17 protein-coding genes are annotated in these 21,613 nt (G+C 69.9%); 2 read left to right on the plus strand and 15 right to left on the minus strand.

What is annotated here, in order from left to right; translation table 11 throughout:
• Positions 1 to 142: 142 nt before the first annotated feature.
• From ACFUPX_RS07135 to ACFUPX_RS07195, 13 genes are all read right to left on the minus strand, one after another.
• On the minus strand, positions 143 to 946 hold the full coding sequence (locus ACFUPX_RS07135; RefSeq protein WP_383317336.1) for a TIGR03936 family radical SAM-associated protein: 804 nt from the start codon (positions 944 to 946) through the stop codon (positions 143 to 145).
• Between the two features lie 46 nt (positions 947 to 992).
• Positions 993 to 2,276 (minus strand): hypothetical protein, encoded by a 1,284-nt coding sequence (locus ACFUPX_RS07140; protein ID WP_383317339.1) that lies wholly within the window; start codon positions 2,274 to 2,276, stop codon positions 993 to 995.
• Positions 2,277 to 2,313: 37 nt separating this feature from the next.
• Positions 2,314 to 2,820 carry a GNAT family N-acetyltransferase gene (locus tag ACFUPX_RS07145; RefSeq protein ID WP_383317342.1) on the minus strand — a complete coding sequence of 169 codons (507 nt, stop codon included), beginning with the start codon at positions 2,818 to 2,820 and terminating at the stop codon, positions 2,314 to 2,316.
• A gap of 63 nt (positions 2,821 to 2,883) precedes the next feature.
• The gene (locus tag ACFUPX_RS07150; RefSeq protein WP_383317345.1) at positions 2,884 to 4,806 is read right to left on the minus strand and encodes a TIGR03960 family B12-binding radical SAM protein; all 1,923 of its coding nucleotides are present in this window, start codon (positions 4,804 to 4,806) and stop codon (positions 2,884 to 2,886) included.
• A gap of 63 nt (positions 4,807 to 4,869) precedes the next feature.
• Positions 4,870 to 6,480: a CHAD domain-containing protein gene (locus ACFUPX_RS07155; RefSeq protein WP_383317348.1), complete on the minus strand. Its 1,611-nt coding sequence runs from the start codon at positions 6,478 to 6,480 to the stop codon at positions 4,870 to 4,872.
• Between the two features lie 49 nt (positions 6,481 to 6,529).
• A complete protein-coding gene (rodA, locus tag ACFUPX_RS07160) occupies positions 6,530 to 7,732 on the minus strand; it encodes a rod shape-determining protein RodA (protein ID WP_383317351.1) in 1,203 nt (400 codons plus the stop codon).
• Entirely contained in the window at positions 7,732 to 9,906 is a 2,175-nt protein-coding gene (mrdA, locus tag ACFUPX_RS07165; protein ID WP_383317354.1) for a penicillin-binding protein 2, read from the minus strand. Before mrdA ends, rodA begins: the two co-directional genes overlap by 1 nt.
• Positions 9,907 to 9,955: 49 nt before the next feature.
• Entirely contained in the window at positions 9,956 to 10,627 is a 672-nt protein-coding gene (gene mreD, locus ACFUPX_RS07170) for a rod shape-determining protein MreD (protein WP_383317357.1), read from the minus strand.
• A 13-nt stretch (positions 10,628 to 10,640) separates the two neighbouring features.
• Positions 10,641 to 11,594 carry a rod shape-determining protein MreC gene (mreC, locus tag ACFUPX_RS07175; protein WP_383317360.1) on the minus strand — a complete coding sequence of 318 codons (954 nt, stop codon included), beginning with the start codon at positions 11,592 to 11,594 and terminating at the stop codon, positions 10,641 to 10,643.
• A gap of 162 nt (positions 11,595 to 11,756) precedes the next feature.
• Complete coding sequence (locus tag ACFUPX_RS07180; RefSeq protein WP_160505014.1) at positions 11,757 to 12,776, minus strand: rod shape-determining protein; 1,020 nt, start codon at positions 12,774 to 12,776, stop codon at positions 11,757 to 11,759.
• Between the two features lie 333 nt (positions 12,777 to 13,109).
• The gene (gene ndk / locus ACFUPX_RS07185; protein WP_383317363.1) at positions 13,110 to 13,523 is read right to left on the minus strand and encodes a nucleoside-diphosphate kinase; all 414 of its coding nucleotides are present in this window, start codon (positions 13,521 to 13,523) and stop codon (positions 13,110 to 13,112) included.
• Between the two features lie 105 nt (positions 13,524 to 13,628).
• Positions 13,629 to 13,979: a DUF4233 domain-containing protein gene (locus ACFUPX_RS07190; RefSeq protein ID WP_383317366.1), complete on the minus strand. Its 351-nt coding sequence runs from the start codon at positions 13,977 to 13,979 to the stop codon at positions 13,629 to 13,631.
• Between the two features lie 5 nt (positions 13,980 to 13,984).
• Positions 13,985 to 15,511, minus strand: coding sequence for a bifunctional folylpolyglutamate synthase/dihydrofolate synthase (locus ACFUPX_RS07195; RefSeq protein ID WP_383317369.1), 1,527 nt, complete (start codon positions 15,509 to 15,511; stop codon positions 13,985 to 13,987).
• 132 nt (positions 15,512 to 15,643) lie between these two features.
• Here ACFUPX_RS07195 and ACFUPX_RS07200 point away from each other — a divergent pair, with 132 nt between their 5' ends.
• Complete coding sequence (locus ACFUPX_RS07200) at positions 15,644 to 16,651, plus strand: rod shape-determining protein (protein WP_383317372.1); 1,008 nt, start codon at positions 15,644 to 15,646, stop codon at positions 16,649 to 16,651.
• Positions 16,652 to 16,900: 249 nt separating this feature from the next.
• On the opposite strand, the gene ACFUPX_RS07205 is transcribed toward ACFUPX_RS07200, so the two are convergent.
• The gene (locus tag ACFUPX_RS07205; protein ID WP_383317375.1) at positions 16,901 to 18,061 is read right to left on the minus strand and encodes a sensor histidine kinase; all 1,161 of its coding nucleotides are present in this window, start codon (positions 18,059 to 18,061) and stop codon (positions 16,901 to 16,903) included.
• Between the two features lie 130 nt (positions 18,062 to 18,191).
• Between ACFUPX_RS07205 and ACFUPX_RS07210 the strand changes: the two genes are divergently transcribed.
• Positions 18,192 to 18,860: a hypothetical protein gene (locus ACFUPX_RS07210; protein ID WP_383317378.1), complete on the plus strand. Its 669-nt coding sequence runs from the start codon at positions 18,192 to 18,194 to the stop codon at positions 18,858 to 18,860.
• Here the strand turns inward: ACFUPX_RS07210 and ACFUPX_RS07215 are convergent, their stop codons facing one another.
• The gene (locus ACFUPX_RS07215) at positions 18,861 to 21,485 is read right to left on the minus strand and encodes a valine--tRNA ligase (protein ID WP_383317380.1); all 2,625 of its coding nucleotides are present in this window, start codon (positions 21,483 to 21,485) and stop codon (positions 18,861 to 18,863) included.
• Between the last annotated feature and the right edge of the window lie 128 nt (positions 21,486 to 21,613).

A 21,613-nucleotide genomic window follows, 5' to 3' on the forward strand; every position in this document is an offset into this window, starting at 1 on the left:
GCACGGGAGCTCTATGTGTCTGTCTCACCGGTTCCGTACGCCCAAATGCGGACGGCCTGGCGAAAGTCTCGGTCAGTGCACTGCCCGACCCAGGTGGCTCCCGAGTACAAGGGCGGCGCTTCTGTTCTGCCGACGGGCCTCCCTACACGGGACCTTCCGTCGCCGACACCTTCGCGGCGGCTGCGGCGACCCCTTGGTTCTCACTCGGGGTCGTGGCTGCCTCGCGGTCGGGCGCGAGCGGGTCGGTCACCGTGCCGGTCTCGTCGTCAAGAAGCCCCTGCGCCAGCCTGGTCACCGCTGCGGCAACCGGCGGCGCCAGGTCAGCAACAGCTCTGAGACCGGACAAGACGTCGTCGGGTCGTACGGCAGGTGTCACGTGCCGAACAACCAGCCGCAGTATCGCACAGGGCTGGTCGGTCGGCCTATCAGCGTCGTGGCTGAGCGCCTCGTCAGAGGCGATTGCCTCAAGACTCACGACGGCCGCGCGGGCATCGAAGGTCCGCATGCCGTTCTTCGCGCGGCGCTGGACCTCGACGCTCTCCGCGGCCATGAAGGCCTCGGCGGCACGCCCCGCGTCCGCGGGCTCCACGCCGGTCAGGCGCAGCTCCCAGATGGACCCGGTGAGCCGGTCGGCGAGCCCCGACGTACGGGACTCGACGGCGTCCACGATGTCGAGCCCGGTGGGCATCGACTCGTCGAGCAGCTCGCGCAGCTTGTCGGGGTCACGCGTCGCGGTGAGCGCGATCTCCAGGTACTCGGCCTCACTGCCCGTGCCGGTGGGGGCGGCATTGGCGTACGACACCTTCGGGTGCGGGGTGAACCCCGCCGAGTACGCCATGGGCACGTCGGCGCGGCGCAGCGCCCGCTCGAAGGCGCGCTGGAAGTCACGGTGGCTGGTGAACCGGAGGCGGCCGCGCTTGGTGTAGCGCAGTCGGATGCGCTGCACCGCGGGAGCGGGCGGCGGGCCTTCGGGCTGTCGCTTGCCCAGTGTTCTAGTCCTTCGTGAGTGCGGTCGTACTGCTACCTAGAGTACGTGCCGCGACCGTGTCCGGTTCCCGCCGGGCCACGGGCACCGGCGCGGGCTCCATCGGGGCCGCCCCCACGGGGACCCGCTCCTTCGGCGCACCGAACAGCATCCGCCGTACGTCGGCGCGCGCGTCCCGCACGCTCTGGCGGGCGGCGGCGATGGCCTGCCGGGTGGCGCGGCCCGCGTCCTTGACCGCCTGCGCGGCAGGACGCCAGACCCCGTCGCGCAGGACGTGCCCGACGGGGGTGAGAACCGCGCGGTAGACCCAGCGCACCGGGTCGACGAAGAGCCACCGCAGGAGCCGGCCGAGGAAGCGGCCCACGACCAGCGAGATGTGCCCGGCAACGCGCCAGGCGTGCCCGAGCGCGGCCACGATCTCGCGTACGACGACCGCGATGCCCCGCCCGACGGGTGCGAGCACCCAGCGCCACAGGGCGACGGCGGGCGCGACGAGGATCCAGCGGCCCAGGGCGCCGAGCACGGTGGCGATCCCCCGTGCCGTCCACGCGATACCCGCCCCAACTCCCTTGGCGAGCCACGCGATCGCGTGCCCGACGGGCGTGAGGACGGACGCGTACAGCCACCTGGCGGGGATCACGATCAGCACGTGCCCGAGCCAGGCAAGGCCCTTGCCGACGGGCACGGCCGCATAGCGCCACAGACCGACCCACGGCCACACGAACACGGCCTTGAGCAGCCACACCAACACGACGCCGATACCGCGTCCGGCCACCGAGGCCCCCGCGGCGACGCCCCGCGCGAGCCAGGCGATCGCATGCCCGACCGGCGTGAGGACCGACACGTACAGCCACCTGGCGGGCACCACGACCAGCGTCCGCCCGAGCCAGGCGAGCCCCTTGCCGACGGGCACGGCCACGTACCGCCACAGACCCACCCACGGCCACACGAAGACCGCCTTGAGCAGCCACGTCATGGCGGCGGTGGTGCCGAGCGCGATCGGCGTGAGGACGTACTCGGTCAGCCACTTCAGCGGCGTCACGATCAGCGTTCTGCCCAGCCAGGCGAACGCGCGCCCCACGGGCCGCAGCGCCCGGAAGTAGAGGAAGCGGCCGCACACGGCGAACGCGTCCCACACCAGGCGCACCGGCACGACGAGCACGAGCACCACGATCCGCACCGGAATGCGGATCGCGACGGCGAGACAGCCATCGGCCTGAGGCTGCACTGGTGGCTGCGCTTGTGGCTGTGCTGGTGGCTGTGGCAGCGGGGGCCGCTTTTCCAGGTCCATGCCGTCCTAGACGCGTCAGTGGCGGGTGCCGGTTCGGTCAGTCGCCGGTCGGGATCCAGTAACGCAGCTTTCCGCCGCGTTCGTCCTCGAACGCGCCGCCCGCGGCCTCGATCGCCTTGCGCGAACCGGTGTTGTCGTCGTCGCAGGTCACCAGGACCGAATCCAGGCCCAGTTCACGCGCGTACGGCAGGGAGCCGATCAGCATCGCCGTGGCGTGGCCGCGGCGGCGGGCGGTGGGGCGTACGTCGTAGCCGATGTGGCCGCCGTACTCGCGCAGGAAGCGCGTGGCGATGCTGTGCCGGACGGCGATGCGGCCGAAGTAGTCGGCGCCTTGCGCGTACCAGAGGGTCGTCACGGGGACGGAGAACGGTTCGGCGGGGTACGTGGCGGCGCGGACCTCGGCCGCGTAGCGCTCGAAGACCACCGGGTCGTGCCACTTGTCGCCGTACTCGCGCAGGGTGCGGCCGAGCATCGTGTCGTCGTCGTCACCGCCGCGCCCCTCGGCGCGAAACTCCTCCATCGCGGCGATGAAGGAAAGATGCACGAGGCCGGAGGGCGGGGCGAGTTGAGGATCAACCGCCCCGTCCGCCGGCTCCCGCTGGGCCACTTACTTCACTACCGACAGGGGAAGGAGCTTCTTGCCGGTCGGGCCGATCTGGATCTCGGTCTGCATCTGCGGGCAGACGCCGCAGTCGAAGCACGGGGTCCAGCGGCAGTCCTCGACCTCGGTCTCGTCGAGCGAGTCCTGCCAGTCGTCCCAGAGCCAGTCCTTGTCGAGACCGGAGTCCAGGTGGTCCCAGGGCAGGACCTCCTCGTACGTGCGCTCACGCGTCGTGTACCAGTCGACGTCCACACCGAATTCGGGCAGCGTCTTCTCGGCGCAGGCCATCCAGCGGTCGTAGCTGAAGTGCTCGCGCCAGCCGTCGAACCGGCCGCCGTCCTCGTACACCGCGCGGATGACGGAGCCGATGCGCCGGTCACCGCGCGAGAGCAGTCCCTCGACGATGCCGGGCTTGCCGTCGTGGTAGCGGAAGCCGATCGAGCGGCCGTACTTCTTGTCGCCGCGGATCTTGTCGCGCAGCTTCGTGAGACGGGAGTCCGTCTCGGCGGCCGACAGCTGCGGGGCCCACTGGAAGGGCGTGTGCGGCTTGGGCACGAAGCCGCCGATGGAGACGGTGCAGCGGATGTCGTTGCCCGCGACCTCGCGGCCCTTGGCGATGACGTTCGCCGCCATGTCCGCGATCTGCAGGACGTCCTCGTCGGTCTCGGTGGGCAGGCCGACCATGAAGTACAGCTTGACCTGGCGCCAGCCGTTTCCGTACGCCGTCGCGACGGTGCGGATCAGGTCCTCTTCGGAGACCATCTTGTTGATGACCTTGCGCATCCGCTCGCTGCCGCCCTCGGGGGCGAAGGTCAGGCCGGAACGGCGGCCGTTCCTGGTCAGCTCGTTCGCGAGGTCGATGTTGAAGGCGTCGACGCGGGTCGAGGGCAGCGAGAGGCCGATCTTGTCTTCCTCGTACCGGTCCGCGAGGCCCTTGGCGACGTCCCCGATCTCCGAGTGGTCCGCGGAGGACAGGGAGAGCAGGCCGACCTCTTCGAAGCCGGTCGCCTTGAGGCCCTTCTCCACCATGTCGCCGATGCCGGTGATGCTTCGCTCCCGCACGGGGCGCGTGATCATGCCGGCCTGGCAGAAGCGGCAGCCGCGGGTGCAGCCGCGGAAGATCTCCACGGACATGCGCTCGTGGACGGTCTCCGCGAGCGGCACGAGGGGCTGCTTGGGGTAGGGCCACTCGTCCAAGTCCATGACGGTGTGCTTGGACACGCGCCACGGGACACCGGACCTGTTCGGTACGACGCGGCCGATCCGCCCGTCCGGGAGGTACTCGACGTCGTAGAACCCGGGGACGTAGACGTTGCCGGTCCTGGCGAGGCGGAAAAGCACCTCCTCGCGGCCGCCGGGGCGGCCCTCGGACTTCCACTCGCGGATGATCGCCGTCATGTCGAGCACGGCCTGCTCGCCGTCGCCGATGACCGCGCAGTCGATGAACTCCGCGATCGGCTCGGGGTTGAAGGCCGCGTGGCCTCCGGCGAGGACGATCGGGTCGTCGACCGTGCGGTCCTTGGACTCCAGCGGGATGCCCGCGAGGTCGAGGGCGGTGAGCATGTTCGTGTAGCCGAGCTCGGTGGAGAAGCTGAGCCCGAACACGTCGAAGGCGCCGACGGGGCGGTGGCTGTCCACGGTGAACTGCGGGACCTTGTGCTCCCGCATCAGCTCTTCGAGATCGGGCCAGACGCTGTACGTGCGCTCGGCGAGGACGCCCTCGCGCTCGTTCAGTACCTCGTAGAGGATCATGACGCCCTGGTTGGGCAGCCCGACCTCATACGCGTCGGGGTACATGAGCGCCCAGCGGACGTCGCATGCGTCCCAGTCCTTGACGGTGGAGTTGAGCTCCCCGCCGACGTACTGGATGGGCTTCTGGACGTGCGGGAGAAGCGCTTCCAGGCGTGGGAAGACGGACTCGACAGGCATCACAGCGTCTTTCGGCAGGTTCTCATGTGCTGGCAGGGGTGACCATCAAGCGTACCCCGGTACTCAGCCGCCCAACGCCGACCGCAGTTTGGGCCGGGACGCCCGGTGCCACACCCCCGGCAGCTCGTTCTCGCGCTCCGCGGCCGAGGCTTCCTCCTGGCCGTAGAGGAGTCCCCAGGTGAAGGCGGTCTCGCCCGCCGCATGGGCCTGGATCGCCAGGTTCCGCAGCTCCTCACGGGCGACGACGCTGTCCTGGTGATCGCCGAGGACCTGCTGGACGGCCTTCATCCTTTTGGCGAACCGCTTGGCGGGCTTGCCGAGCGCGGGCCTCGCCGCCTCGCCCGCGTACCGGGTGCGCTTGGCGGCCTTGCGGGCCTCGTGCATCGCCACGTCCCGCTGCTCGCCCGGCGCGAGCGCCAGGGCCTTCTCGATGCGGTCGGCCAGGCGCGCGTAGTCCTTCCGCACGGCCTTGGGGAGGACCTTGGCCGGCGACGCGGTGGCGGCCCTGCGCAGCGGCGGGGCGGCGAGCAGCGCGTCGACGGAGTCCAGGAGCTGCACGTACCGCTTTCCTTCGAGGGCGGCCACGGTCCGGGTCCGGGAGTCGCCGGCGCGGGCGACGCCCCAGATCTGCAGGCGGCCCCGCACGGGCCCCAGGAGCAGGGTCCCCGGCACGGCGTCGACGCGCTTGGTGAGCCGCGCGGCAAGGACCTCCTGGTCACGGTCGACCCCGAGCTCGCCCGCGAGCCACTTCAGCTCGTCGCCGATCGGATCGGTGACGGCGCGGTCGAGGATCTTCCGGTACGAGCGGAACGCGCTGCGCATCCGGCGCGTGGCGACCCGCATCTGGTGCACGGAGTCCGGCAGGTCGCGACGGACGTCGGGGTCGAGGGCGACGAGGGCGTCGCGCTGGGTGCGGACGTAGGCGAGGACGTGGTCGGCAGCGGTGACGGGGGCAGATCGCACGGCAGGGTCCTTCAGCTGGATGACGACGTACTGCTCATCCGCCTTCCCCTTCTTGGCCTTGGCAGGCTTCAACTCGCCGTCCGCACGCCGCTGTCGGGTTCCGCCCAGCGCCGTCCCCGCCTGTGCCTTGGCCAGTTTCGACGCGGACGAGGACCGCTCGACGCCCAGTTTCTTCAGCTTCTTCTCGATCTGGTCGAGCAGCGCGGGGTCCGCGCCGTCGGCGAGCTCCACCTCGATCTCGGCCCACTCGATGGTGCCGCCGCCCTCCGTGAGCCGCTCGGCCCTGACCCGGTCGATGCTCAGCTCGGCGAGGAGCGTGCCCTTGCCGTCGCAGAGGTGGCGCAGGTCCCGCGCGGTCAGCAGGCGCATGACGGGCACGAGCGGGGCGTCGCGCACCCGGGAACGCACGAGCCCGGACAGCTCGGGCGGCACGGTTTTCGAGAGAGGGGCCCGGATCTCGTCCCGCACGCCCTGCGCGAGGGACACCGGGAGCTTCAGGTGCCAGCCCTCGTCGTCGCCGCCCGTGCGGCGGCGCAGCGTGATCGAGTCGGAGAGCAGGAGTTGGTCGGTCGTGTCGTGGTAGACGGCGTCCAGTTCGACGACACCTTTGTCGACGACGTCGGCGACGCCCGCGACCCCGGTCAGGTCGGGCAGCGTCGCGTCCGCCTCGACGTCGTACTTCCGCTCGATCTCGCGCTGTGTCTCCGCCATGAACCGAATCTAGACGCGATCTCGGGCCATGGGCAGACCTGCAACCGGCCTACGCCGACATCGGCCGTTGCACCTTGATCGACTGGAGCAGCCCGACGGCCACCCAGACCGCGAACATCGAGGACCCCCCGTACGAGACGAAGGGCAGCGGCAGACCGGCCACCGGCATGATGCCGAGCGTCATGCCGATGTTCTCGAAGGACTGGAAGGCGAACCAGGCGATGATCCCGGCGGCGACGATCGTGCCGTACAGCTCGGTCGTCTCGCGCGCGATGCGGCAGGCGCGCCAGAGCAGCACGCCGAGCAGGACCAGGATGAGCCCGGCGCCCAGGAAGCCGAGCTCCTCGCCCGCGACGGTGAACACGAAGTCCGTCTGCTGCTCGGGCACGAACTGCCCGGTGGTCTGCGAGCCCTTGAAGAGGCCGGTGCCCGACAGGCCGCCGGAGCCGATCGCGATGCGCGCCTGGTTGGTGTTGTAGCCGACGCCCGCCGGGTCGAGCGCAGGGTTGGCGAAGGCCGCGAAGCGGGCGATCTGGTAGTCGTCCAGGATGCCGAGCTGCCAGACGGCGACCGCGCCGGCCGCGCCCGTGCCCAGGATCCCGAAGACCCAGCGGTTGGAGGCGCCCGACGCGAGCAGCACGCCGAGCACGATCATCGCCATCACCATGACCGACCCGAGGTCGGGCATGAGGAGCACGATCAGTATCGGTACGGCGGCCAGGCCGAGGGCCTGCAGGACCGTGCGCTGGTCGGGGTGGACCCGGTCGCCCGCGTCCACCCGTGCCGCGAGCAGCATCGCCATGCCCAGGATGATCGTGATCTTCACGAACTCGGAGGGCTGGAGCGAGAAGCCGCCGCCGACCACGATCCAGGCGTGCGCGCCGTTGATCGTCGCGCCGAGCGGGGTGAGGACGAGCAGGACGAGGAAGACGGAGATGCCGTAGAGGATCGGCACGGCCGTGCGCAGCGTGCGGTGGCCGAGCCAGATCGTGCCCGCCATGAGGGCGATGCCGATGCCGGTGTTCAAAAGGTGCTTGAGCACGAAGGCGTACGGGTCGTCGCCGACCAGTTCGGTGCGGTTGCGCGTCGCCGAGTAGACGAGCGCGGAGCCGATCGCGGAGAGGGCGAGCGCCGAGAGCAGTATCGGCCAGTCCAGCCTGCGCACCAGCGAGTCGCGGGCGAACATGCGGGCCGACATCGACGAGCGCTCGGGCCCGTAGCCGGAGACGGAGAAGCCATTGTTGCCGGCCACTAGTCGCGCCTCCCGTTCGCCGGCGCGCCCGCCAGCTCCTGCTGCTCCTGCGGCGGCTTGGGGGCCTCGGGCTTGAACGGCTTGATCTTCGGGGAGTCGATCGAGCCGTCGGTCTCGATCTTCGGCAGGTTCTTCTGCGGCTGGGGCAGCAGGGCCTTCTTGAGGTTCTGCTTGCCGCTGTCGTCCAGGCCGTAGATGCCGTCGTAGATCTTGCGGACGGCGGGGCCCGAAGCACCGGAACCCGTACCGCCCTGGGAGATCGTCATCACGATCGAGTAGTCCTTGGTGTACGTCGCGAACCACGAGGTGGTCTGCTTGCCGTAGACCTCCGCCGTACCCGTCTTGGCGTGCATCGGGATCTTGTCCTGCGGCCAGCCGCCGAACCGCCAGGCGGCGGTTCCCTTGGTCGCCACGTCGGCGAGGGCACCGTCTATGTCGGAGCGCGTCTTCTGGTTCATGGGCAGCTTGCCGTGCGACTTGGGCTTGAGCTCCTGGACCTGCTTGCCGTCGGCGCTGATGATCGCCTTGCCGACGGTGGGGTCGTAGAGGGTGCCGCCGTTGGCGATGGCGGAGTAGATCGTCGCCATCTGTATCGGCGTGACGAGGGTGTCGCCCTGTCCGATGGAGTAGTTGACGGAGTCACCGGCGCGCATCTTCATGCCTTCGAGGCAGTTCTCGTACGCGATCTGCTCCACGTAGTCCCCGCCCTTCTTGCCCTGCTTGCACCAGCCGTCCTTGTTGGCCTTCCAGTAGTCCTTCTTCCACTGGCGGTCCGGGACGCGTCCTGCGACCTCGTTCGGCAGGTCGATGCCGGTCTCCTTGCCGAGGCCGAACTGGTGGGCCGTCTTGTAGAACCAGTCCTTGGCGTCCTTCTTCGGCTTGTTGCCGCCGTCCTTGGACCACTGGTCGTGCGAGAGCTTGTAGAAGACGGTGTCGCAGGAGACCTCGAGGGCCTGGCCGAGGGTGATGCTGCCGTGGCCCTGGGACTCGAAGTTCTTGAAGGTCTGGCCGCCGATGGAGTACGAGCTGGGGCAGGGGTAGCGCCCGTTGAAGTCGTAGCCCGCGTTGACCGCAGCCGTGGTCGGGATGACCTTGAAGATCGAGCCGGGGGCCGCCTGGCCCTGGATGGCGCGGTTCAGGAGCGGGTAGTTGGACTGCTTGCCGGTGAGCCGGGTGTAGTCCTTGCCGGAGATGCCGCCGACCCAGGCGTTCGGGTCGTAGTTCGGGTTGGACGCCATGGAGACGATGCGTCCGGTCTTGTTCTCCATGACGACGACGGCGCCCGCGTCGGCCTTGTAGTTCTCGCCGGTGTTCTTGTCGAACTCCTGGCGGGCCTTCTTCATCGCGTCGTTCAGCCAGTACTCGGACAGGGCCTGCACGCGCGCGTCGATGCTGGTGACCACGTTGGCGCCGGGCTGGGCCGGGTCGTCCTTGGCCTTGCCGATGACGCGGCCGAGGTTGTCGACCTCGTAGCGGGTGACGCCTGCCTTGCCGCGCAGCTGCGCGTCGTAGGTCCGCTCAAGACCCGAGCGGCCGACCTGGTCGGAGCGCAGGAAGGGCGAGTCGGTGTGCTCGGCCTTGGTGATCTCCTCGTCGGTGACGGGCGAGAGGTAGCCGAGCACCTGGGCGGTGTTGGACTTGCCGGGCGCGGGATAGCGGCGCACGGCGGTGGGCTCGGCGGTGATGCCGGGGAAGTCCTCGGCGCGCTCGCGGATCTGGAGGGCCTGCTTGGGCGAGGCCTCGTCCGTGATCGGGATCGGCTGGTAGGGCGAGCCGTTCCAGCAGGGCTGCGGCGTCTTGGAGTCGCAGAGGCGGACCTTGTCGGAGACGTCCTTGGCGCTCATGCCGAGGACGTCCGCGAGCTTGGCGAGGGCCGCCTTGCCGTCGTCCTTCATCTTCATCAGGTCCGTGCGGGACGCGGAGACGACGAGGCGGGTCTGGTTGTCGGCGATCGGCACGCCGCGGGCGTCGAGGATCGAGCCGCGCACGGCCGGGTCGACGACCTGCTGGACGTGGTTGCCGGATGCTTCCTCGGCGTACTCCTCACCGTTGCGGATCTGGAGGTACCAGAGTCGGCCGCCGAGGGTGAGGAGGAGGGAGAGCACGAGGATCTGGATGACGATGAGACGGATCTGGACCCGTGGGGTCCGCCCGGTCTCCGGGATGTTGGTCACTGCTGTTCCTCCCCCTCTCAGTGTGTGTACGAGGCCAAGTGCGCTGCGGTCACAGGCGCTTGACCCCCTTGATGCGTCCGGCGCGCGCGACGCGGGCCTTGGCCGCCTTCATCCGCAGGCCGCCGCGCTGGTTGCCGATGCGCAGGCCGGTGCCCGAGGAGAGCCAGCCGGACGCGACGTCCGTGGCCTTGTTGGCGGGAGAGGTCTCCCCCAGCGGGTCGTTCTCGGCTCTGCGGGCGAGCGCGATGATCAGCGGCACCGTGAACGGCGCGAGCAGCAGGTCGTACAGGGCGGCCGTGAAGAGGAGTCCGCCCAGGCCCACATGGCGGGCGGCGGTGTCCCCCACGAGGGCGCCCACGCCCGCGTAGAGCAGGGTCGACCCGATGGCGGCGCCGACGACCACGACGAGCGGAGCGGTGGCCGACCTGAGCCGCCCGGTCTCCGGCTTGGCCAGGCCCGCGAGGTAGCCGACGACGCACAGGACCAAGGCGTAACGCCCGGCCGCGTGGTCGGCCGGCGGGGCCAGGTCGGCGAGGAGTCCGGCGCCGAAGCCGATGAAGGCGCCGCCCACATGGCCGTAGACCAGGGCGAGGCCGAGCACCGTGAGCAGCACCAGGTCCGGGACCGCGCCCGGCAGTTGCAGCCGGGCAAGGACGCTGACCTGGATGACCAGGGCGACGACGACCAGGGTGGTGGAGAGCAGGATTCGGTTGAAGCGCATGGGTCCGGGGCTCCTACTGCTCGTTGCCGTTGTCGGCGCCGTCGACCGGGGGCTGCCCCGACGGGGTGGCCGTGACGGTCACCGTCGGGGTCGGCTTCGGCTTGGCGGGCTTCTTCGGCAGGACCGTGTCGCGCGGGTCCTCGCGGGGCGCTTCGACGACGACTCCGACGATGTCCAGCTTGGTGAAGCCGACGTACGGCTTGATGTAGATGTTGCGCGTCAGGTCACCGCCCGACGGGTCGACCCGGACGACCTGGCCGACCGGCACACCGGGCACGAACGGCTTGTCGGCCTGCGAGCCGAAGGTGACCAGGCGGTCGCCCTTCTTGACCTTGGCCTTGCCGTTGAGCATCTGTACCGAGAGCGGGCGGTCGCCCTGGCCGGTGGCGAAGCCGAGCTCGTCGGTCTTCTCCATGCGGGTGCCGACGGTGAAGTCGGGGTCGTTGGCGAGCAGGACGGTCGCGGTGCTGGGGCCGACCGTGGTGACGCGGCCGACCAGGCCGTCGCCGTTCAGGACGGTCATGTCGCGCTTGAGTCCGTCGCCCGCGCCCGCGTCGATGGTGACGGTCCAGGAGAAGCCCTGGGCCGCTCCTATGCCGATGACTTCGGCGCCCTTGATGCCGTACTGCCCGGCGCCCGCGCTCTTGAGCATGCTGTCGAGCTGTCTGACCCGGCTGCGGTTGCGGTCGTCGCTGCCGAGCTTCGCCTTCAACGCGGCGTTCTGCCGCGTGAGTTCGGCGATCCGGTCATGCCGGTCGCCGGAGTCCCGTACCGCGCCGATCGCGTTGCCGATGGGGTCGACCGCGGACGACACTCCGTCCTCGACCGGGCCGAAGACCGTGGCGGCGGCCTGGCGGGCACCGTCGACCGGCGAGTCCTCGCCACCACGGATGTCCACCGTGATCAAAGCGAACGCGATGGCGATCAGCAGCACCAGGAGCAGCCGGCTCTCTCGTGTGTCCCTCACGTGCGGCGGCCGTGCCTTCCTCAGTTGGAAATCTCTAGTTGGAAATCTATGGAATTCCGAGCAACTGTGCGTGCCCTCTAAAGGCCTCTATATCAACGATCCGCCGCACGAGGTGACAGGCACTCGTACGGCGGACACCCTTTCAGCGGGTTCGCGCCACCCTCAGCGGCGCGGCGACGCGTCGAGCACCTGCTGGAGCGCCTCGAACTCCTCGACGCACTTGCCGGAACCGAGGGCCACGCTGTCCAGCGGGTCCTCGGCGATGTGGATCGGCATGCCCGTCTCGCGACGGAGTCGCTCGTCGAGGCCGCGCAGCAGGGCGCCGCCTCCTGTGAGAACGATGCCGCGGTCCATCACGTCACCGGAGAGTTCCGGCGGGCACTTGTCGAGGGTCGTCTTCACCGCGTCCACGATCGCGTTGACCGGCTCCTCGATGGCCTTGCGGACCTCGGCGGCGGAGATGACGACGGTCTTGGGGAGCCCGGAGACCAGGTCCCTGCCGCGGATCTCGGTGTGCTCGTCGGCGTCCATGTCGTACGCGGAACCGATGGTGATCTTGATCTGCTCGGCCGTGCGCTCACCGAGGAGGAGGGAGTACTCCTTCTTGATGTGCTGGATGATCGCGTTGTCCAGCTCGTCGCCCGCGACGCGGATCGACTGTGCCGTGACGATTCCGCCGAGCGAGATGACGGCGACCTCGGTGGTGCCCCCGCCGATGTCGACCACCATGTTGCCGGTGGCCTCGTGGACCGGCAGGCCGGAACCGATGGCCGCGGCCATGGGCTCCTCGATGATGTGCACCTGGCGGGCGCCGGCCTGCGAGGAGGCCTCGATGACGGCGCGGCGCTCGACTCCGGTGATGCCGGAGGGGACACAGACGACGACCCGCGGGCGGGCGAGGTACCGCCGCTTGTGGATCTTCAGGATGAAGTAGCGGAGCATCCGCTCGGTGATCTCGAAGTCGGCGATGACGCCGTCCTTCAGCGGTCGCACGGCAACGATGTTGCCCGGCGTGCGACCGATCATCTTCTTGGCTTCGGCGCCGACAGCGAGGATGCCACCGGTGTTGGTGTTGATCGCGACGACGGACGGTTCGTTGAGAACGATCCCGCGACCCCTGACGTACACCAGCGTGTTGGCGGTCCCGAGGTCGACAGCCATGTCACGGCCGATGAACGACATGTTGTTCCCCATGAGGATGCGTCTGGCCTTCCCTGGAGCTTTTGATGGCTTTTTAGGTAGGCGAGGTGGGTGCTGTGTGGCGTGGAGGCTTCCATCGTAGTCTCGCCTGCACGAACACGGCGCTAGGGTCTTCGCCATTGTCAGCAGATGATGGGCCGCCTCGCTCTTGGAGACGTGCCATCGGAGGCATGGGTTCCCCCAATTGGGGCGCATATGCCAAGGGGCGGCCGGTTTTCTCGGCCACCCCTGGTCAGGGCGGTGCCCTGCTGACTAGGCGTCAGAAGTCTTTACGCAACTCTTTACGTGCGACCGTCGGATCGGCCCGTACGACCGTCAGACGGCGCTCGGGAAGAAGATCTTCAGCTCGCGCTCGGCGGACTCCTCGGAGTCCGACGCGTGGATCAGGTTCTCCCGGACGATGCTGCCGAAGTCGCCGCGGATGGAGCCGGGCGCGGCGGCGATCGGGTCGGTCGGACCGGCCAGCGCGCGCACGCCCTCGATGACACGCTCACCCTCGACGACCAGCGCGACGACGGGGCCCGACGACATGAAGTCGACCAGCGGCTCGTAGAAGGGCTTGCCCTTGTGCTCGCCGTAGTGCTGCTCCAGCGTCTCCTGGTCGAGCGAACGCAGCTCGAGCGCGGAGATCGTCCAGCCCGCCTTGCGCTCGATACGGCCGATGATCTCGCCGATCAGGCCACGACGGACGGTGTCGGGCTTGAGCAGGACGAGAGTGCGCTGGGTCATGTGCGGCTCCAAGCATTTTTTCTACGAGCGTGTGGGTTGCCGGGCACGATACCGGCACCCACTACACCGCGTTACCTCCGGCCCCGGGGAGCCGCCCCGCCGGGCCTAGGCCTCCGCCTGGGCTTCCGCCTGCGCCGCGAACCTGGCCTTCGCCTCGTCGATCTTCTGGCCGAAGTGCAGCGACGCCCACCACAGCACGGCGAACAGCGCCCCCATGAAGAACATGATCGGCACGACGAAGCCGCTCACGACGAGCGCGATCTGCAGCGCCCAGCCCAGCTGCACCCCGCCGGGCCGGGTGATCATTCCGCACAGCAGGACGCTGAACAGCATCGCGATGCCGCAGACCGTCCAGACCGTGCCCATCGACAGGTCCGGGTCCTTCATGGCGACCAGACCGGCGAAGCCGATGACGAAGAACTCGCCGATCAGTGTCGAAGCACAGAGCGTACGCACGTGAGTCAGCCCCTCCCCAGGAGCAGTCGGGCCTCGCCGACGGTGATGACGGAGCCGGTGACAAGGACGCCGCCGCCCGCGTACTCGCCCTCTTCCTCGGCGAGGGTGATCGCGGCTTCGAGCGCGTCCGGCAGGCGCGGCTCGACCTGGACGCGGTCGTCCCCGAAGACCTCGACGGCGATCCCGGCCAGCGTGTCCGCGTCCATCGCGCGGTGGCTGGAGTTCTGCGTGATGACGACCTCGGCGAAGATCGGCTCGAAGGCTTCGAGCAGCCCCTTCATGTCCTTGCCCTCGCTCGCGGCGACCACGCCGATCAGGTTGCTGAAGTCGAAGACCTCGCTGATCGCCTCGGCGGTCGCGCGGGCGCCCGCCGGATTGTGCGCGGCGTCCAGGACGACGGTCGGCGAGGTCCGCACGACCTCCAGGCGGCCCGGCGACGAGACCGAGGCGAAGGCCTTGCGGATGGTGTCGATGTCGAGCGGGCGCGCGTGCTGCGAGCCGATGCCGAAGAAGGCCTCCACCGCGGCGAGCGCGACGGCGGCGTTGTGCGCCTGATAGGCGCCGTGCAGCGGCAGGAAGACTTCCTCGTACTCCCCGCCGAGACCGCGCAGGGTCAGGAGCTGGCCGCCGACGGCGACCGTGCGGGAGACGATGCCGAACTCCAGGCCCTCGCGGGCCACCGTCGCGTCGACCTCGACGGCCTTCTTCAGGAGGACCTGCGCCGCGTCCACCGGCTGCTGGGCGAGGATCACCGTGGCGTCCGGCTTGACGATGCCGGCCTTCTCGCCCGCGATCTCGCCCGGCGTGGAGCCGAGGCGGTCGGTGTGGTCCAGGTCGATGGGCGTGACGACCGCGACCGAGCCGTCGATCACGTTCGTCGCGTCCCAGCTGCCGCCCATGCCGACCTCGACGACGGCGACGTCCACGGGGGCATCCGCGAAGGCCGCGTACGCCATGCCCGTGAGCACCTCGAAGAAGGAGAGCCTGTACTCCTCCTTGGCGTCGACCATCTCCACGTAGGGCTTGATGTCGTTGTACGTCTCCACGAAGCGCTCGGCCTCGACGGGGGCGCCGTCCAGGCTGATCCGCTCGGTGATCGACTGGACGTGCGGCGATGTGTACCGCCCGGTGCGCAGCTCGAAGGCGGTGAGCAGGGCCTCGATCATGCGGGCCGTGGACGTCTTGCCGTTCGTGCCGGTGATGTGGATCGAGGGGTACGCGCGCTGGGGCTCGCCCAGGACGTCCATCAGGGCGGAGATCCGGCTGACGGAAGGCTCGAGCTTCGTCTCGCCCCAGCGGCCCGCGAGCTCCGTCTCGACCTCGCGCAGCGCCTTGTCGATCTCCGGGTCGGTGGGCCGGGAGGGGATGTCGCCCTGGGGCGGGCCCGCCTGGGTGCGCAGGGTGCGGCTGCCCGCCTCGATCACGGCGAGGTCGGGGTCACGGTCGGTCTCGGCTTCGACGATCTCTGCGAAACGGTCGTCGCTGTCGTCGCGGTCGGGGTGCTCGCTGTCAGGCGGGGGGAGGTCACTCACGTACGCCAGTCTACGGACGGGGTACGACAGCCGCCGTCGGGACCTGCTCCGCACCTGTCGGGACTTTGGTCCCGGGTGATTCGGGACCAAAGTCCCGCCGATCCGGGGATTCGCCGGGCAAACTTGGCGATCATGGACATAGGTATCGACCTCGGCACAGCGAACACTCTTCTTTACGTCCGCGGGCAGGGGATCGTGCTCAACGAGCCGTCCGTGGTCGCCGTCAAGGAAGGCGCCCGGACGGCTCTCGCGGTCGGTACCGAGGCCAAGGAGACCATCGGGCGCACGCCGGGCTCCATCACCGCGATCCGCCCCCTGCGGGACGGCGTGATCAGTGACTACGAAGCCGCCGAGGAGATGATCCGGCACTTCGTGCGCAAGGCCGTGCCGGGACGCCGTCCTCGTACGCGGATGGTGGTGTGCGTGCCGAGCGGTGTCACGCAGGTCGAGCGGCGGGCCATCGTGCACGCGGCGCAGCGGGCCGGGGCCCGTGCCGTGCACCTGGTGGAGGAGCCGATGGCCGCGGCGATCGGGGCGGGGCTTCCGGTGTCGGAGCCGCGGGGGTCGATGGTGGTCGACATCGGCGGCGGGACGACGGAGGTCGCCGTCATCTCCCTGGGCGGGATCGTGACGTCGCAGTCGCTGCGGGTGGGCGGGGACCGTCTGGACGAGGCGATCACGAACTTCGTGCGCAAGGAGCACGGGCTGCTCATCGGCGAGCGGACCGCCGAGGACGTCAAGGTGGCCATCGGCTCGGCGTGGCCGGTTCCGGGTGACGACGCGCTGGAGTCCCGGACGTTCACCGTGCGGGGGCGGGAGAAGGTGCGGGGGCTGCCGAAGACGGTGGAGCTGACGGTGCCGGAGGTGCGGGCGGCCCTCGACGAGCCGGTGGAGGCGGTGATCGCCGCGGTGCGCACGACCCTGGAGGAGTGCCCGCCGGAGCTGTCCGGCGACGTCATGGAACACGGCATCGTGCTGACGGGCGGGGGCGCGCTGCTCCCTGCCCTGGACCTGCGCATGGCGTCGGCCACCGGAATCCCGGTGTTCGTGGCGGACGATCCGCTGGACAGTGTGGCGCTGGGGTGCGGGAAGTGCGTGGAGGACTTTGATGCGCTGGAGCGGGTGATGTCGGCGGCGTAGGCCTGCGGCCGGCGGGGCGGGGCGGGGCGGCGCTGGTCCGCCGTGGGGCGGGGCCGCGCCGGTATGTCCGTCCTCGCCGGGAGTGACAGGAACCGTGCTCCGGGCGGAAATACCGGCACGTCCCCTCAGGCGCGCTCCCGACTGCGGGTGCGTGGGGGCTTGCCCTACTCCGCCTACCCGCTGCGGGGCAATCGGGTGGGTGGGCGGGAAAGCTTGTTCGTCCAGGGCTGCTGCCGGGAGCGGGGGAACTCAGGCCAAGTCCCCTGCGGGGAGCGTTGCAAGGACCGCGTAGGCCCCCTGGCAAGGGCCCGCCGCGAAGGTGCCGCCCAGCGTGTGGATCCGTTCGGACATGCCCGCGGTGCCGGTTCCCGCGGAGACCGGGGACGAGGCCGGACCGACCGCGGGCAGGGCGTTGCGGACGTTCACGTGCAGGTGGCCGCCGACCACCTGCACCCGTACGTCCACCCGCCCCCCGGGCGCATGCTTCGCCGCGTTCGTCAGACACTCCTGCACCACCCGGTGCACCGCGGCCTGGCGGATGGGAGACAGGCGGTGGGCCGCCCCGTCGACCAGGAGGTCGACCGGCGTGCCCGCGCGCTCACTGCGCTCGACCAGTCCGGGAAGCGCGTCGATGCCCGGCGTGGGGGCGCCGTCCACACCACGCCCCACGATGATCTCGTTCAGCATCCGGTGCGCCGACCGCGCCGTCTCGGAGAGTTCCTCGAAGCCGTCCTCGAAGGTCCCGCCGGTCGCACGGCGGGCCAGGACCTGCGAGCGCACGCTCAGGAGCGTCAGCTCGCGCCCGACGAAGTCGTGCACGTCCCGCGCGATACGGGAGCGCTCCTGCTGCACCGCGTGCAGCGTGGACGTCTCGGCCCGCTGGACCTGGAGCGCACGGACGAGGTCCTGCCGGTTGGCCGCGACCCCGACCCCCGCCGCCAGCACACCGATCGGCACGACCAGGCTGAGGAAGGAGCTCAGGCTGTCCCCGCGGTGCACCGGCCAGCCGGGGAGGGTGAACATCACGTACGCGAAAGCCACATAGCCGATCACGCCGAGCGTCCCGGCGAGACGGCCCCGGTATCTGGCGAGGGAGTACAGCGCGAACTGGGCCAGCGTCAGCTCGTGCAGCCAGCCGATGAGGCCGAGCGCGACCGCGTACGCCACCCAGGGCGCGGTCCGGCGCAGCAGCAGGGACGCCGCGCCACAGGCGAGGACCAGGGCCGCGAGCGGGCCGTTGAGGGAGTTGTCCGCCTCGGCGAGGCCGGGGACGTCCAGGCTCATCAGCGCCAGGCAGCTCAGCGCGGTGAGAGCGTCCTGCGCCCGGGGCGCCCGCGCCCAGCGCCCGGCGAGGCGTCGGCCCGCGGCCGTCGCCTGGCGGAGCGCCTGGGCGGCGGGCAGGTCGAGCATGCCCTCCATCATCCAAGGTCTTTCTGCCCGAATCATCAGACTTATGACCTTTATTTCGTGAAGTGTGACACGTCGGCACCCGTCGGCGTGGCAGCACCCCAAAGGTGGACACCGGGGGTCAAATCAGACCATGTGGTATGCCCAGAACCCCGGCCGTCGGACCCGCCAGATCCTCGGCGACGGAGTGGTCCTGCTCTGGACCGCGCTGTGGACCGCCGCCGCCCTCGTCGCCTACCGGCTGGCCTGTCTGCTCACCCGTCCCGCACCGGAGACACCCGCCCCACCCCTCGGCGACCCGTCCCGGCTGCCCCTGGTCGGTGATCGCGTCGACTCCGCGCTGCGGGCCGCTTCGGACGCCGCCGGAGCCGGGGACCCGGTGACCGTCCGCGCGGCGGTGATCGTGGGCGCCGTCGTCGTCTTCCTCGTACCCGTCGGTCTCGTGCTCAGCAGCTGGCTCCCCCGCCGGCTGCGCTGGATGCGGCAGGCCGCCGCCGCCCAGGAGCTCGCCGCCAGCGACGACGGCCGCGAACTGCTCGCCCTGCGCGCCCTGCTCCGTCCCCTGGACGAGGTCGCGCGGACGGCGTACGAACTCCCCGACGCCACCGCGGGCAGCCTCGCCGAGGGCTGGCGCGGCGGCGACCCCGACATCATCGACGCGCTCGCCGAGGCGGAGCTGGTCCGCCTGGGTCTGCACATCCCCGAGCAGCCCCTGCTCATCCCCGGCCAGGAGACGGGCCCGGAGAACGGGACAGGGCCCATGGAACCGGTGGGTTCCATGGGCCCTGTCTCCACTGCCTGACTAGGCCTGCGGCAGCCCGTCGAGCTGGGCCTGCAGCCGGCTGATGTCGGCGTCCGCCTTGGTGAGGCGGCCACGGATCTTGTCGACCACGTTGTCCGGGGCCTTGGCCAGGAACGCTTCGTTGCCGAGCTTCGCCGTGGCCTGCGCCTTCTCCTTCTCGGCCGCCGCGAGGTCCTTGGCGAGGCGCTTGCGCTCCGCCCCGACGTCGATCGTGCCGGACAGGTCGAGCGCGACCGTGGCACCCGAGACCGGCAGCGTGGCGGTGGCCGCGAAGCCCTCGCCCTCCGGCTGGAGGCGCAGGAGCTGACGGATGGCCGCCTCGTGCGGGGCCAGCGCCGTGCCGTCCAAGGTGAGCCGGGCCGGGACCTTCTGGCCCGGCTGGAGCCCCTGGTCGGCGCGGAAGCGGCGGACCTCGGTGATGACCTGCTGGAGGGTCTCGATCTCCTGCTCGGCGCCGGTGTCACGGAAGCCGCTGTCGGAGGGCCACTCGGCGATCACGAGGGACTCGCGGCCGGTGAGGGTCGTCCAGAGCGTCTCCGTCACGAACGGGACGATCGGGTGCAGGAGGCGCAGCGTCACGTCCAGGACCTCGCCCAGGACCCGGCCCGAGACCTTCGCCGCCTCGCCGCCGCCCATGAACGTGGTCTTGGAAAGCTCCACGTACCAGTCGAAGACCTCGTCCCACGCGAAGTGGAAGAGGGCGTCCGACAGCTTGGCGAACTGGTAGTCGTCGTAGAGCGCGTCGACCTCGGCGACCGTCGCGTTCAGCCGGGACAGGATCCAGCGGTCCGTCGCCGAGAGCTGCTCCACGGGCGGGAGGTCGCCCTCGATCGTGGCGCCGTTCATCAGCGCGAAGCGCGTGGCGTTCCAGATCTTGTTGGCGAAGTTGCGCGAGCCCTGGACCCAGTCCTCGCCGATCGGCACGTCGACACCGGGGTTGGCGCCGCGGGCGAGGGTGAAGCGGACGGCGTCCGAGCCGTACTTGTCCATCCAGTCCAGCGGGTTGACCGCGTTGCCGAAGGACTTCGACATCTTCTTGCCGAACTGGTCGCGGACCATGCCGTGCAGCACGATCGTGTGGAACGGCGGGGTGCCGTCCATCGCGTACAGGCCGAACATCATCATCCGGGCGACCCAGAAGAAGAGGATGTCGTACCCGGTGACCAGGACGGAGTTCGGATAGAACTTCGCCAGGCTGTCGGTCTCCTCGGGCCAGCCGAGCGTGGAGAACGGCCACAGGCCGGACGAGAACCACGTGTCCAGGACGTCGCTGTCCTGGGTCCAGCCCTCGCCGGTGGGCGCCTCGTCGTCCGGTCCGACGCAGACGACCTCGCCGTTCGGCCCGTACCAGACCGGGATCCGGTGGCCCCACCACAGCTGACGCGAGATGCACCAGTCGTGGAGGTTGTCGACCCAGTCGAAGTAGCGCTTCTCCATCTCCTGCGGGTGGATCGCGACCTTGCCGTCGCGGACCGCGTCACCGGCGGCCTTCGCGAGCGGGCCGACCTTGACCCACCACTGCATGGACAGGCGCGGCTCGATGGTGGTCTTGCAGCGCGAGCAGTGGCCGACCGAGTGCGTGTACGGACGCTTCTCGGCGACGATGCGGCCCTCGGCGCGCAGGGCGCCGACGATGGCGCTGCGGGCTTCGAGCCGGTCCAGGCCCTGGAAGGGGCCGGGGACGGTGATCACGGCGTGCTCGTCCATGACCGCGATGTTCGGAAGGTCGTGGCGCTGGCCGATCTCGAAGTCGTTCGGGTCGTGCGCCGGGGTCACCTTGACGCAGCCCGTGCCGAACTCGGGGTCGACGTGCTCGTCCGCGACGACCGGGATCGAGCGGTCGGTCAGCGGCAGCTTGATCAGCTTGCCGACGAGGTGCTTGTACCGCTCGTCGTCCGGGTGGACGGCGATGGCGGTGTCACCGAGCATCGTCTCGGCGCGGGTGGTGGCGACGACGAGGGTGTCGTCCCCGTCGCCGTACTTCAGGGAGACGAGCTCGCCGTCGTCGTCCTGGTACTCGACCTCGATGTCGGAGATCGCGGTCAGACAGCGCGGGCACCAGTTGATGATGCGCTCGGCGCGGTAGATCAGCTCGTCGTCGTAGAGCTTCTTGAAGATGGTCTGGACGGACTGGGAGAGGCCCTCGTCCATCGTGAACCGCTCACGGTCCCAGTCGACGCCGTCGCCCATGCGGCGCATCTGCCCGGAGATCTGGCCGCCGGACTCGTCCTTCCACTTCCAGACGCGCTCGATGAACTCCTCGCGCCCCAGGTCGTGGCGGGACTTGCCCTCCTTGGCGAGCTCGCGCTCCACGACGTTCTGCGTGGCGATGCCGGCGTGGTCCATGCCCGGCTGCCAGAGCGTCTCGAAGCCCTGCATGCGCTTGCGGCGGGTGAGGGCGTCGATGAGCGTGTGCTCGAAGGCATGGCCCAGGTGCAGGGAGCCCGTGACGTTCGGCGGCGGGATGACGACGGTGTACGGGGGCTTCTCGCTGGCCGCGTCGGCGGAGAAGTAGCCGCGTTCCACCCAGCGCTCGTACAGCGTCCCCTCTACCTCGGCCGGCGCGTACTGGGTCGGCAGTTCGGTGATGGGCGCTGAATTCTGCTGCTGAGTGTTCTCGGTCACCGGGCCAGTTTAGAGGTGTCACAGACCCGTCCCGAAACCGGATTCTTCAGTAACGGTTGCGGCCGGGAGCCACACGGGGACTCTGCCTTCGTACAGGATGTCGGGAACACATAAGCGTTCGGAGGGGA

Origin of the sequence: Streptomyces sp. NPDC057302, assembly GCF_042667685.1 — a bacterium.
Classification (GTDB): domain Bacteria; phylum Actinomycetota; class Actinomycetes; order Streptomycetales; family Streptomycetaceae; genus Streptomyces.